Origin of the sequence: Campylobacter aviculae (genome assembly GCF_005406215.1) — a bacterium.
Taxonomy (GTDB): Bacteria; Campylobacterota; Campylobacteria; order Campylobacterales; family Campylobacteraceae; genus Campylobacter_D; species Campylobacter_D aviculae.
This window is the reverse complement of the sequence record NZ_NXMA01000008.1, coordinates 60289-73175: the sequence shown is the minus strand read 5'-3', so window position 1 is coordinate 73175 and position 12887 is coordinate 60289. Positions and strand designations below refer to the sequence as shown.

At 30.2% G+C, this 12887-nt stretch carries 14 protein-coding genes; 5 read left to right on the top strand and 9 right to left on the bottom strand.

Features of this window, described 5'->3' with window-relative positions:
- Position 1 precedes the first annotated feature (1 nt).
- From CQA76_RS05545 to CQA76_RS05510, 8 genes are all read right to left on the bottom strand, one after another.
- Positions 2–793, bottom strand: coding sequence for an NADH-quinone oxidoreductase subunit C (locus tag CQA76_RS05545; protein ID WP_137622443.1), 792 nt, complete (start codon positions 791–793; stop codon positions 2–4).
- A gap of 1 nt (position 794) precedes the next feature.
- Positions 795–1298: a NuoB/complex I 20 kDa subunit family protein gene (locus CQA76_RS05540; RefSeq protein WP_137622442.1), complete on the bottom strand. Its 504-nt coding sequence runs from the start codon at positions 1296–1298 to the stop codon at positions 795–797.
- Complete coding sequence (locus tag CQA76_RS05535) at positions 1280–1669, bottom strand: NAD(P)H-quinone oxidoreductase subunit 3 (protein WP_137622441.1); 390 nt, start codon at positions 1667–1669, stop codon at positions 1280–1282. Before CQA76_RS05535 ends, CQA76_RS05540 begins: the two co-directional genes overlap by 19 nt.
- A gap of 136 nt (positions 1670–1805) precedes the next feature.
- Positions 1806–2471, bottom strand: coding sequence for an ATP-binding cassette domain-containing protein (locus CQA76_RS05530; RefSeq protein WP_137622440.1), 666 nt, complete (start codon positions 2469–2471; stop codon positions 1806–1808).
- Positions 2464–3174 (bottom strand): ATP-binding cassette domain-containing protein, encoded by a 711-nt coding sequence (locus tag CQA76_RS05525; RefSeq protein WP_232364907.1) that lies wholly within the window; start codon positions 3172–3174, stop codon positions 2464–2466. Before CQA76_RS05525 ends, CQA76_RS05530 begins: the two co-directional genes overlap by 8 nt.
- Entirely contained in the window at positions 3171–3953 is a 783-nt protein-coding gene (locus CQA76_RS05520) for an ABC transporter permease (protein ID WP_137622438.1), read from the bottom strand. Before CQA76_RS05520 ends, CQA76_RS05525 begins: the two co-directional genes overlap by 4 nt.
- A complete protein-coding gene (locus CQA76_RS05515) occupies positions 3946–4863 on the bottom strand; it encodes an ABC transporter permease (protein WP_232364906.1) in 918 nt (305 codons plus the stop codon). Before CQA76_RS05515 ends, CQA76_RS05520 begins: the two co-directional genes overlap by 8 nt.
- The gene (locus CQA76_RS05510; protein ID WP_137622437.1) at positions 4863–6401 is read right to left on the bottom strand and encodes an ABC transporter substrate-binding protein; all 1539 of its coding nucleotides are present in this window, start codon (positions 6399–6401) and stop codon (positions 4863–4865) included. The genes CQA76_RS05515 and CQA76_RS05510 overlap by 1 nt, the downstream gene beginning before the upstream one ends.
- Before the next feature lie 272 nt (positions 6402–6673).
- Here CQA76_RS05510 and CQA76_RS05505 point away from each other — a divergent pair, with 272 nt between their 5' ends.
- The 5 genes from CQA76_RS05505 to CQA76_RS05490 all read left to right on the top strand — a co-directional run bounded on the left by CQA76_RS05505 (position 6674) and on the right by CQA76_RS05490 (position 11113).
- Entirely contained in the window at positions 6674–9037 is a 2364-nt protein-coding gene (locus CQA76_RS05505) for a DMSO/selenate family reductase complex A subunit (protein ID WP_137622436.1), read from the top strand.
- A gap of 9 nt (positions 9038–9046) precedes the next feature.
- Positions 9047–9706, top strand: coding sequence for a DMSO/selenate family reductase complex B subunit (locus CQA76_RS05500; RefSeq protein WP_137622435.1), 660 nt, complete (start codon positions 9047–9049; stop codon positions 9704–9706).
- Positions 9693–10133 carry a DmsC/YnfH family molybdoenzyme membrane anchor subunit gene (locus CQA76_RS09035; protein WP_170999718.1) on the top strand — a complete coding sequence of 147 codons (441 nt, stop codon included), beginning with the start codon at positions 9693–9695 and terminating at the stop codon, positions 10131–10133. Before CQA76_RS05500 ends, CQA76_RS09035 begins: the two co-directional genes overlap by 14 nt.
- Before the next feature lie 99 nt (positions 10134–10232).
- Positions 10233–10559, top strand: a complete 327-nt coding sequence (locus CQA76_RS09030; protein ID WP_232364905.1) for a hypothetical protein — start codon at positions 10233–10235, stop codon at positions 10557–10559.
- Positions 10559–11113 (top strand): TorD/DmsD family molecular chaperone, encoded by a 555-nt coding sequence (locus CQA76_RS05490; protein WP_137622434.1) that lies wholly within the window; start codon positions 10559–10561, stop codon positions 11111–11113. The genes CQA76_RS09030 and CQA76_RS05490 overlap by 1 nt, the downstream gene beginning before the upstream one ends.
- Here the strand turns inward: CQA76_RS05490 and CQA76_RS05485 are convergent.
- Positions 11110–12744, bottom strand: coding sequence for a multidrug ABC transporter permease/ATP-binding protein (locus tag CQA76_RS05485; RefSeq protein ID WP_137622433.1), 1635 nt, complete (start codon positions 12742–12744; stop codon positions 11110–11112). The genes CQA76_RS05490 and CQA76_RS05485 overlap by 4 nt on opposite strands.
- Positions 12745–12887: the final 143 nt, after the last annotated feature.

Below are 12887 nucleotides of genomic sequence, written 5' to 3'. Positions count from 1 at the left end.
TTTAACGCCTTTTTTCTAAAATTTTTGCTTGATCACGTTTAACTTTTTTGACAAAAGCAACACCTTCTTCTTCCTGATATTCTTGTTTGAAAGATATTTCTTTAGGATTAGCTCCCTTGGTAGTTTCATGATAAATTCTTGAAAAATTAAGAGTATCTTTATCATCTACAAAGCCAGGATCTCTTTGTTCAGGCCCAACAACTTCGCGATATTCTTTCCCAAAGATTCTATCAATCTCATACCATTGTGCAAACTCATCTCCTTTTAAAGGATAGGTTTTTAAAAGCGGATGGCCATACCAATCATCTGGCATTAAAATACGCTTTAAATTAGGATGATTTATGATAAAAACTCCATACATATCATAAATTTCTCTTTCACTCCAATTTGCTCCTTTAAAAACACTAGTAACACTTTGCAGTCTTTCTTTAACACCCACAAAAGTTTTAACCCTTACTCTTAATTTTTTATCAATATTTAAAAGTTGATAAAAAACTTCAAAACCATTTTTAGAAGCGACAAAATCAATAGCACTTGCTTCAGTAAAAGATATATAACCTAAGTCCTTAAGTGCTTGTAGAGTTTTAATATTATCATCCTTATTGATTTGAATCACCCAAAAATCAAGCTCTACAAAAGAATTTAGAATTTTAACTTGAGTTTTTAAAATCTCATAGTCTTGCTTGAAACTACTTTCAATTACTTCCTTTTTTGCAGTATGAGGAGCGTGATAGAATCTGTCCGTATAGTAATTTTTTAATTGAACGTCTTTTTTATTAGTATATTTTCTCATTTTATACCAACCTTTTTGGTGCAATTTTGCGACTTGCTTTTTCTTTACGAATTCTTTTCTGTAAAATCATTAAAGCAAATTGAAAACTTTCAGGACGCGGAGAACAACCCGGAACATAAATATCTACAGGTATGATACGATCCACTCCTTGTACTGTGGAGTAAGTATTAAACATACCTCCGGTATTCGCACAACTTCCCATAGAAATTACCCATTTAGGCTCAGGCATCATATCGTAAAGCCTTCTTGTAAATTCAGCGTGTTTTTTACTCAAAGTTCCTGCAATGATCATCACTTCGCTATGACGCGGAGAAGCTCTAAAAATAGTCCCAAAGCGGTCAAAGTCATACCTTGAACCTCCTGCCGCCATCATTTCTATAGCACAACAGGCCAAACCATAAGACAAAGCCCACAAAGAGTTACTTCTACCCCATTGAACAAGCTTATCAACACTAGTTAAGACTACTGGTAAACCGCTAGCATAATTTACTTGATGCTCTGCCATGTAAATGCTCCTTTTTTATATGCATATAAAAAACCCACTCCTAGAAGTAAAATAAAAATTAATACCTCTAAAAGACCAAACCAACCTAAATCTTTGAAAATTAAAGCCCAAGGAAATAAAAATACAACTTCAATATCTAAAAGAATAAATATCAAAGCAATGATAAAAAATTGAGAATTGATTTTATTAGCTTGTTTAACAGGTATAGGACCGCATTCATAAATTCCGAGTCCTAATTTCTTTCGATTTTTTGAAGCAAAATTATTGCCAATTTTTGAGGCTAAAAAAACCAACCCAAAAAAGATAACACTAGCAAGCACTATCATTAAAAATATACCAAAATAAGGGTGTGCTACATCCATATGAGACATTTGCTCTCCTTTTTTAACATTTACAGATTGACTCTATATAAAAATATTTGCTTTAATTTTTGAAATTAAAACAAGTATTTTACTCTAAATTTTCTATATTAAAACTTAGAATAAAAAAATTTGTGTTAAATTTGTATTAAAGTTGAATTTTTTTATATTTAAACTGATTAAATATCTCTTTTTGATGGGTTATAAAAACATAGGAAAGATTATTTTTTTGCTGATAATTTTTTAAAAAACCCAAAATTTTTTTTGAATTTTTTATATCAAGCATTGAAGTTATTTCATCTAAAATTAACAATTTTGGCTTCAAAATTAAAGCACGTATAAGTCCTATACGTGACGCTTCTCCTCCACTTAACTCGTAAGGTTTTTGTTCTAAAATTTGTCGCTTTAAATGAAACTTATCAAAAAAATCAAAAATCAAATCATTATCTTTTTTTAAATGAAAATTTTCTAAACCATCCTGTATTAAATCTTTGATTTTTTTATAAGGATTTAAAGCCATTTTTTGATCTTGAAAGCAATACTGAATTTCTTTTCTTAAAAGTCTTTGTTTTTCCTTGCTAAGTAAGTGTAGATTAGATTTTTGATATAAAACTTCGCCTTCACTAGGATTCTCCAAAAAACAAAGTATTCTTGCTAAGGTACTTTTCCCTGATCCACTTTGGCCTAAAATCATCAAATTTTCACCTTGTTCTAAAGAAAAATTAATATCTTTAAAGACTAAATATTTTTCTTTTTTTAAATACCAATGCTTTTTTATCTCATAAAACTTAGCCAAATGACGCACTTCAAGCATTATAAATTCCTAAAAATTCATCCAATGTATAAAGATTTGCTTGATCTTTTTCTAACATAAGAACTTCATCAGCCAAAAAACGAATTAAATTTAAATCATGAGTGATACAAACTAGAGCTATATCTTTCTTTAGATCTTTTAAAATTTGAATCATCTTTTGAGTATTTTCAAGATCTAATGAAGCGGTAACCTCATCACAAATTAAGATTTCTGGTTTGTTTAATAAAGCCAAAGCCAAACTAACCCTTCTAGCCATACCTACACTTAACTCATAAGGATAAGAATGCCATAATAAATCCAAATTTTCAAATCCCAATCTTTCAAAATAAGAAAAAGCGTATTGCTTGTACCCTTTTTGGTTCAAATTTGTATGAGTTTTTAAGATCAAAGAACATAATTTTCCTATATCCAAATAAGGATAAAGACTCGCTTCACTATCTTGTAAAACAAGTCCCACTTTGGAACGGAATTTTCGAAGTTTGTTTTTGTTTAGCTTTAGAATTTCAGTTCCATTAAAATTAAACTCGTCTGCATTGATATGAAAATCAGAATCTAAAAGTCTTACCAAAGATTTACCTAATAAGCTTTTTCCTATTCCACTTTCCCCTGTAATTGCTAAAACTTTTCCTTTTTCTAAAATAAAATTGATATTTCGAAGTAAAACTTTATTTTTAAAACTTATGCTTAAATTTTTAACTCTCAAGATTTTATCCCCCATCGATCCTGTAAAAAATTACCCAACCATAAAAGGGGTAAAAATAACGATACAAGAGTTAAAAGCGGAAACAATATAACCCACCAAGCACCTACAAAAGCTGCCTTTGAAAACTCGCTTAATAAAATCCCTAAAGTTGGAAATTCTATACCAAATCCAAAAAAACTTAAAGTTGCTTCTGTGGCAATTGCATGTATAATATTGAATATAAAAAGTATAAAAAATAAGGATTTTAAAGCGGGTAAAAGATCTTTAAAAAAAATCTTTAACGAAGTTCTGCCTAGCACTATACTTGCTTTATAAAATTCTAAAGTTTCCAATCTTTTTAATTCGCTTTCAATGACCTTAGCGATAAAACACCAATGCATTAAAGCAATCAAAAAAATTATTAAAAATATATTTATATGGATAAGGCTTTGAAAAAACATCATCAGTAAAAAAGCTGGAAATGCTAAAAAAAGTTCCAAAATACGCATCCAAAAACCATAAAAAAATAAGCGAGCCCACAAAAGATAAAAAATAGCAAAACAAATAGACAAAAAAGAACTACAAATTCCTATAAATAAAGAATTTCTTAGAGCAAAAAGCAAACGCGAAAACAAATCCCTTCCTAAAAAATCTGTGCCTAAAATATAAATTAAATTAGGGGCATGATATAAATCTTGCAAATGAGTTGTCAAAACATCAAATGGAGCTAAAATTGGAGCAAATAAAGCACATATAGACAAACACACCAAAGGGATAAGATAAAGAATAATTTTAAGCAAAAGAAAACTTTCTTAATTTCGGATTTAAAATTCGAGCAATCATATCGCTTAAAAATGTAAAAAATGCTGCAAATAAAACACTCAAAAACAATAAAGCCAAAACCACCGGAAAATCTTTAAAAACAATACTTTTAAGCAATAAACTTCCAAGACCACTATAGTTAAAAATGCTCTCAACAACATAAGTACCCATTGTAAAGCTAAGTGCCGTACCTCCAAAATAAGCTATAATAGAACCCAAAGAATACCTTAACACTAAACAATCAATATCTCTTTGTCTTAAAGCTCTAGCATAAAGATTTTGAATAAAAACTTGAGAAAAAGTCTCGTAGATAAAATTTTTTGCTATCCTTAAATATATAGCTAAATGCGATAAAACAAGAACTAAAACAGGCAAAATTAAATGTTTTAGATGGCTATCAGTATCACTTAAGGATAAAAAATTCCAAAAAATTCCAAAAATCAATACAAACATTAAAGCTATAACAATTGGAGGTAGGGCAAAAAAATTAAACGTTATAAAAGTGATTAATTTTTCTATAAGAGTATTTTTAAAATGATATTCCAAAAAAGCTAGAAAAATACTCAAAAAAAACAAAATACTCAAGGCGCTTAAACTTAAAATTAAAGTATTTAAAAATCTTTCTTTGATAATTTTTATCACACTTTCCCCACTCAATAAAGAGAATCCAAAATCTCCTTTTAAAGCCTTAAAAAGCCAAATTTTATATTGAGTGAGTAAGGGTTTATCCAGTCCTAAATTTTTTTCTACTCTTTGAACAAATTCTTTACTTTGTGAATTAATACCACTTGCAAAAGCCACATTAGCTTTACTAAAATAAAGCATAACAAAACATAAAAAGGTACTTAAAAATGCAACAATAACACTCAAAATAAAGCGTATAAACACTATTTTTTAACCCACTCATAAATATTTGAAGTAAAACCAACGCCGTGGTGGCCTAAAATTCTAGGTTTAACTCCCTCAATCTCTGCATTATAAACCAAAGCAAAATCAAGATAAGTTATAAAAATAAAGGGTGGATTTTCATATAAAGCGTCAATAAATTCTTTATAATATTTCTTACGTTCATTTATATCTAAAGTGTTTCTTGCCTTTTGCAAAGCAAGATCAACGTTTTTATCGTGATAATGCCCAAAATTCCAACCTTGTCCGTTTAAATCACTATCTTGCGAACTTTCAAATACTCTAAAAGTATGAAAATCAGGATCAAAAGGACTTCCCCAACCAATGATAAAACTATCAACCTTAGAATAATCAAAACTACCGGCCGGTTTTGCTACAACTTGAGCCAAAACTCCAATTTTTTTAAACTCACTCTGTAAAATTTCTGCCAAACTCACCCTTAAAGGATCATTACTCATAGCATAAATTTGAAATTTTAATTCTTTTTCATTTTTTTCAAAAAATCCTTCTTTATTTTTGTGAAATCCTGCCTCTAAAAGCAATTTTTCAGCCTTTTTTGTATCATAGTTAAAGGAATTAAACCGCTTAGGATTTGCCCAAGAATTTTGCAAAGGATGCGATGCGACAAAGCCATAACCATGTAAAAGATTTTTCACTATACTTTCTTTATCTATAGTATAATTTAAAGCTTTTCTTACTCTTATATCTTTTAAAAATTCATTATTTAAATTAAACATCAAAGCTCTGTAATCGGCTGATTTTTCACGTAAAATTTTAAATTTTTTATTGTTTTTAAAAACATTTAACAAAGAACTATCAATCAAGGCAGCATCTATCGTGCCATTTTTAAGTTCCATACTCGCAATTAAAGGATCAAAAATATGCTTTATGATTAATTTTGGAGTTTTTACTTTTGTAAGATAAAAATTTTCATTAGCCTTTAATTTCGCGTATTCTCCTTTTTTCCACTTGACTAGTTTATAAGGTCCTGTGCCTATAGGATATTGATTAAAAGAAGCGGTATTTAGATCCTTATTTTCAAGCAAATGTTTAGGCAATATCCCTATACTTAAAGCATCCATTAAAGCAGGATAAGGCTTAGAAAGAGTGATTTTTATATGATAAGGATTTATAATTTCTATTTTTTTTATATCTTCAAAATTCACATACAAAGGAGAGTTATTTTTAGGATTTTTAAAAGCTTCTATACTAAATTTCACATCTTTGGCGCTGAATTTTTCTCCATCGTGCCACAAAACATCTTCACGTAACAAGATATCATATACAAGCCCATTTTCGCTAATCTGCCAAGATTTTGCTAGATCGGGTTTTAAATTCATATTTTCATCAAAACGAGTTAATCCTGAAAAAACAAGACCAATAAGAACATCATGATCTTCACTATACGCAGGATTGATCCTTGAAATTTCATTTTCAACCGCTACAATCAAAGTATCTTGTGGAATTTTAGCCCATATATTAACCCATAAAATTAATATAAAAATCCAAAATCTAGACATTTTTTTCCTTTGTTTTTTTGATAAAACAAATTATAAAACAAAAAAAATCAAGCTACAAGCCCCTATAGGGGATAAAAAATATTTTTAAATGTGTTTGAGTAAAAATTTATTAATTATTTAATTTACTATATATTTAAAAATATTAAAAACCTTTATGTAGCTAAAGTATCGATCTAAAATCCTTATTTAAGATATTTTTAGTCTTAATTTTACTTGCATTTTATATTTTTTTGGAATATAATGATTAAATATTTTGTAACAAAGGATCATACATGCAGCAAAATCGTAGAGACTTTTTAAAATGGAGTTCTTTATTTGGTGGTTTAGCTTTAACTCCTATGCAGTTAAGTTCGAATTTATTAAAAACCTCGCCTATGGTAACTAAATGGGCAGGATGTAATGTAAATTGTGGAACAAAATGTCCTATTAAGGTTCATACTCAAGATGGGGTTATAAAATATGTCAGCACAGACAATGAAGGAGAGGATGATTTTAACACACGTCAAGTTAGAGCTTGTGTTAGAGGAAGAAGTTCAAGATATAAGGTTTATAATGCTAACCGTCTTAAAAGGCCTCTAAAAAGAGTAGGTAAAAGAGGAGAAGGAAAATTTATGCCTATTTCTTGGGAACAAGCTTTTGATGAAATCGCTTCAAAAATGAAAGAGGTAAAAGAAAAATATGGCAATGAATCCTTTTTTATCACTTATGCTACGGGAACTACTGGGACTATCGTAAATCGCTGCACTTCAGGCCCTTGGGCAAGACTTTTGAGCTTGTATGGAGGTTATTTAAACAATCACAACACCTACTCAACGGCACAAATTTCAAATGCGATGAATTTTTTCTATGGAGGATCTCCTGCTAGTGATATTGCAACTCTACGTTCTGCAAAACTTGCTATCTTTTTTGGTGCCAATCATGTAGAAACGAGAATGGGTGGAGGTGGCATAGGTTATGCTTATCATAAAGCTTTGGAAGAAAGTGGCTGTAAGATTATCCATATTGATCCAAGATATAACGATTCTTGCATAGGGCATTGTGATGAGTGGATTCCAATTGCTCCTGGAACGGACGCGGCTTTAATTGCAGCTTTAGCCTATGTGATGATTAAAGAAAATTTACTGGATAGAAAATTTCTTGATACTTATACTATAGGTTTTAGCGAAAATACCCTACCAAGTGATGCACCTAAAAATTCAAGTTATGAAAGTTATGTTTTAGGAACTTATGATGGTATAGAAAAAACTCCCGAGTGGGCTAGTAAAATCACAAAAATTCCATCGCGTCGTATCACTCAACTTGCAAGAGAAATCGCCTTAACCAAACCTTGTTTTATCGAACAAGGCTGGGGAGTGCAAAGACATTCCAATGGGGAACAAAATTCAAGAGCCATTGCAACTTTAGCTTGTATGATAGGAAGTATAGGTGTAGAAGGAGGCAATACAGGTTGTCGCACCGGATCAAGTAAAACTTACGATATTATGGGAATGCCTTTTAAAAATCCTATTAAAGATTCTATTCCTTGTTTTTTATATACCGATGCCATTTATCGTGGTAAAGAAATGACGGATCTTAGCGATGGGGTGCGAGGAACAAAACAACTTAAACAAAATATCAAATTTATCTTCAATACAGCGGGAAATTGTTTAACCAATCAGCACAGCACTATCAAAGAAGTTGATCGTATTTTAAGAGATGAAAGTTTGTGTGAATGCATCGTTGATATCAATGTTACAAGAACGCCCTCTAATAATTACGCTGATTATATTTTGCCTGATGCGACTATGCTAGAGCAAGAGGATTTTATTAGGCCTGGTGCAGGATATTATAGCGATAGACCTTATATTATCTATTGTCAAAAAGCTATAGAGCCTGTGGGCGAGGCAAAACCTATTTATGAAATGTGTATCGAACTTGCCAAAAGATTAGGTATAGAACAAGAATTTAGCGAAGGAAAAACCCAAAAAGATTGGTTAAAATATCTTTATGAAGAAAGTATGAAAAAAAATCCACTCTTACCAAGTTTTGAAGAAATGACTTCCAAAGGACTTGTAAAATTTGATCCGGTTAAACCTGTTGTCGCACTCGAAGATTTTATAAAAGATCCTATTAATCATCCTTTAAAAACCCCAAGCGGTAAAATTGAAATTTATAGCAACGAACTTGCAAAAATGCAAAAAACTTGGAAATTAAGAGAGGGACAACAAATCGTTCCTATTCCTGTGTTTGAAAGTCAAAGAGAAGGCATACTTGATCCTTTAAAAGAAAAATATCCTTTACAATTTTATGGATATCACTACAAAGGAAGGACTCATTCTAGTTTTTGGGAAATTCCACAAATTAGAGAAACGAACCCTCAAGAAATTTGGATCAATCCTATTGATGCACAAGCAAGGGGTATTAAAACAGGAGATGTGATCCAAGTTAGAAATGACTTAGGTATTATCCAAGGAATGGCCAAAGTAACACCAAAAATCATACCAGGTTGTGCAGTCACTCCTCAAGGAGCGTGGGCTAAATATGAAAATGGTATCGATGTAGGAACTTGTGTTAATTCTTTAGCTAGTATAGTGCCAACTGCTATTTCAAAAGGCAATGGACAACATTCTATTTTAGTAGAAATTGCAAAAGTTTAAGGAGATAAAATGAATTTAGAAGAAAACTCACAATTTGGTTTTATGCTTGATCAAAGCAAATGCGTAGGCTGTAGAACTTGTTCTTTATCTTGTAAAGATTATAAAAATATGCCTGTGGGAGTAAATTTTCGCCGTGTTTTTGAAACAGAAGGGGGTAATTGGACTTGTAAAGAAGAAGATGGGAGTGTAGAGCAAAACGTTTTTGCTTATTATACTTCTATATCTTGCAATCACTGCTCTGATCCAGCTTGTTTAAAAGCTTGTCCAACAGGTGCAACCATGAAGGTAAAATGGGGTATAGTAAAGGTTGAAGATAGTATGTGTATAGGATGTAAAGCCTGTGCTATGGCTTGTCCTTATGGTGCTCCACAATTTAATCACGAAAGTGGCCACATGAGTAAATGCGATGGTTGCTATGATAGACTCAAAGAAGGAAAAAATCCAATTTGTGTGGATTCTTGTCCTTTTAGAGCCTTAAAGGCTGGAGATATCGCTAAATTAAGAGAAAAACATGGAAATTTAGCCTCAATCACTCCTTTACCTGATGCAAGTATCACGCATCCAAATTTATGTATAGTGCCTGAAAAGCATAGTTTGCCTTCAGGAAATAAAAGCGCAATCTTTCATTTGCCACAAAATTACCAAGGAGTAAAAAATGACATCCTTTAATCATATTTTTAGTGAAATGCCTTTAGTACTTTTTACCATACTCGCACAAGCCTTTATCGGGCTTAGCTTTGTCTATGCTCCTGCTTTTTTAAATGGCTATAAAAATTTTACTCATTTAAAATCTTTTGGACTTTTTTTAGGTATAGCTATGATTGTAGCTTTTATACCTTCTTTTTTTCATCTAAATGATATAACACATATTTTCAATGTTCTTAACCGACTTGGATTTTTTTATGCCAATAATCAATGGTATGTAGGTTGGATGAATAATGAAATTTTATTCTCTTCTCTTGTTTGTGTTTTTGGCTTTTTGCTTTATTTTAAAAATAAAAAATGGATCTTTTTTCTAGCATTGCTATGTGGAATTTTAGGAATTTTCTTTATGAGTGGCGCTTATGGGTCTATGCAAGAAAGTGTGCCGACTTAGAATTTTAAAATCACTTTGCTTTATTTTTTTGCTAGTGCGATTTTCTTGGGATCTATTCTTTATTATTGTTTTTTTGAAGAAAGTAAGCACGAAAGAAAAATGTCTTTTTTTGCAGGGCTTATTGGTATAGGACTTTTAAGCACGGCTATCGTTTTGCAAACCTTGCACGTAGGACAAACTTGGATTATGGGACTTGTCAATCCTTTTGAGCTTTTAGGAGGATCTTATGTTTGGTTTATTAGTCTATCTTTTGCATTTTTGGGATTAAGCATTACTTGTTGGTATTTAAATAACTATCTTTATGAAAAATTCCAAAGTAAATTTTTTACCTATTTTGCTCTATTGTGCGCTTTTATAGGCGTGTTTATCACTAGAATGCTATTTTATGGTCTAATAAGCACGCAAATTATGCTAGGACATCCTTAATGAAACATCTAGCAATAGATATTTTCATTACTTTTTTAAAAAATCCACCTAAACAAGATTTGCTAGAGAAAATTCAAGAAGAACAGCTCTGGCAAAGGTGGTTTTTAAAAAATGAAAATCCTTTACAAAAAGAAGCTTTAAGGCTACTAAGTCATTCTAAAGAAGATGAAAAAGGAATAGGATATGATTTTACTTGTCTTTTTTTAAGCGATATTGATTTTGTCAAAGCTCCACCTTACGCCTCTTTTTACCTTGATAAAGATAAAGAAATTTACTCAAGTAATTCTGAAAAAGTCAAAAATATCTTTTTAAAATACAATTTTTTAAATTTTTTAGAAAATGAACCTCAAGATAGCTTGATTAATGAACTTTTATTTATCAAAGAATTGCTAAAAAATGATGACAAAAAGACATTAAAGGAATTTTTAGAAAAAGAGTTTTTCACTTGGTTTAATACTTGGAACGATGATTTAGCAAAAGGAGCAAAAAGCGATTTTTATAGAGGTTTGGCTATGCTTATGAGAGATTTTTTTGAAGAGTATAAAAATCATTAGTCAAATTTTTCTACTAAATTTTTTGCCAATTCTTTAATATTATCGCCCTTTAATTCACTAATACTACCTTCTTGGGCAAGTAAAATTCGATCAGCGCTATCAAAATAAGCATCATCATGCGTGATCGCAAAGATAGTTTTACCTTGTTCTTTTAGTAAAGGTAAAAGTTTTTTATAAAAAAATTTTCTAAAGACTGGATCTTGATCTGCCGCCCATTCATCAAGAATTAAAACATCTCTATCTTCAAGCAAGGCTATAAGCATAGCTAAACGCTTTTTTTGTCCTGTGGAAAGTTTGGTAAAAGTTAATTCATGATCTATAACACTCGTTTTGTTTTCTAGCTCTAAAAATTCAAGCCAAAAAGCGATTTTTTCTTCACTTGCAAAACTATTTTTACTTAAGGTTTTACTAAAAAGATGAAAATCGCTAAAAATAGCAGAAATAAGCGATCTATATTGTTTCAAGCTTTTTTCATCATCAATTTGCATATTATCCACATAAATTTCACCTCCACTTGGTTTAAAAAGTCCTGTTAAAAGCATACAAAAAGTTGATTTTCCGCTCCCATTTTTACCAATTAAAAATACAAGTTCGCCTTTTTTTAAATCAATATTAACAGGATTTAAACTGAAATTCTCTTCATAAGAAAAAGAAACATTTTTAAAAGAAATTCGCTTCCAATCCTTAATATAATCTACTTTTTCAAAGCCTTCTTTATATCCATCTAATTCTAATTTTTCGATTTTATCTAAAGCAATTTTTGCTAAAAGTAAGGTAGGAAAGGAAGAGATCATGGAAACCAAAGGAGTCCTTAAAAATAAAATAGAAAGAGCTATAGTGGTTGCTTCATTTACACTTGCCAGGTTATACTTTAAGGCTAAAAAAAACTCCATACCCACTAAAGTTAAAAGCGTTACATTTGTCCAATTGTTTGATAAATTATTAAAAAGATTTCCTAAGGTACTATTTGTTTTTTTTGCTTTTGCATTTTTTTCAAATTCAAGTTCATAATAAAGCTTGGCTCTATCTTGATTGATTAAAAGTTCTTTATGGCCATCGAGTATATTTTGGTAATTATTTTGCAAAGCATCATCATTTTCTCTAGCTTTGCGAAAATAATAATAAACTTTCATCATCAAAAAATGATTCGTTATAAAAACAATTGCGATCCAAACCGCACAAAAAATAAAAATTTCAAAAGAAAGATAACACAAATAAATACTCGTGCAAAAAATCAAAATGCTTGATTGTAGAAATTCAGGCAAACGCAAAAGTCCAAAAGATATATTTCTAACATCAGAACCTAAAGATGCTAAAATCCTTGCTTTTCCTACTCTAGCTACTCGGAGTAAAGGGGTGTCTAAAATTTGTTTTACAATACGCTTTTGCATTTTAAAAATAAAATTTTGTCCAAAAATACTTAACCCAAGCTCTACTATAGTCGAGCTTACAAAAAAAACTAAAAGCAGGATTAGAAAATAAAAAATAGGTATATCTTGTGCATTTTTAAGTAAGTAATTATTGATAAAAATTAAAGTAAAAACCCCTACGATGCTTGTTATAAAAGAAAAAAATAAAAAGGATAAAAATTTTAACTTATTATTTTTAAGCATTTCAACGATAAAAGACATTTTCTTAATACTCCAATAAAAATATTTTATTATAGCATTTTTAGAATTATTATCAAAAACTTTTAGAATTTATATTTTAAATAATTAGGTTATTTTAATAAAAATCTTGAGCTTAAAAATTTCAAGTATCTTAGATTATTAAA

Bases quoted from the DNA above. Each gene is read 5' to 3' on its own strand.
- CQA76_RS05545 (WP_137622443.1), bottom strand. From the start codon at position 793: ATGAGAAAATATACTAATAAAAAAGACGTTCAATTAAAAAATTACTAT.
- CQA76_RS05540 (WP_137622442.1), bottom strand. From the start codon at position 1,298: ATGGCAGAGCATCAAGTAAATTATGCTAGCGGTTTACCAGTAGTCTTA.
- CQA76_RS05535 (WP_137622441.1), bottom strand. From the start codon at position 1,669: ATGTCTCATATGGATGTAGCACACCCTTATTTTGGTATATTTTTAATG.
- CQA76_RS05530 (WP_137622440.1), bottom strand. From the start codon at position 2,471: ATGCTTGAAGTGCGTCATTTGGCTAAGTTTTATGAGATAAAAAAGCAT.
- CQA76_RS05510 (WP_137622437.1), bottom strand. From the start codon at position 6,401: ATGTCTAGATTTTGGATTTTTATATTAATTTTATGGGTTAATATATGG.
- CQA76_RS05505 (WP_137622436.1), top strand. From the start codon at position 6,674: ATGCAGCAAAATCGTAGAGACTTTTTAAAATGGAGTTCTTTATTTGGT.
- CQA76_RS05500 (WP_137622435.1), top strand. From the start codon at position 9,047: ATGAATTTAGAAGAAAACTCACAATTTGGTTTTATGCTTGATCAAAGC.
- CQA76_RS09035 (WP_170999718.1), top strand. From the start codon at position 9,693: ATGACATCCTTTAATCATATTTTTAGTGAAATGCCTTTAGTACTTTTT.
- CQA76_RS09030 (WP_232364905.1), top strand. From the start codon at position 10,233: ATGTCTTTTTTTGCAGGGCTTATTGGTATAGGACTTTTAAGCACGGCT.
- CQA76_RS05490 (WP_137622434.1), top strand. From the start codon at position 10,559: ATGAAACATCTAGCAATAGATATTTTCATTACTTTTTTAAAAAATCCA.
- CQA76_RS05485 (WP_137622433.1), bottom strand. From the start codon at position 12,744: ATGTCTTTTATCGTTGAAATGCTTAAAAATAATAAGTTAAAATTTTTA.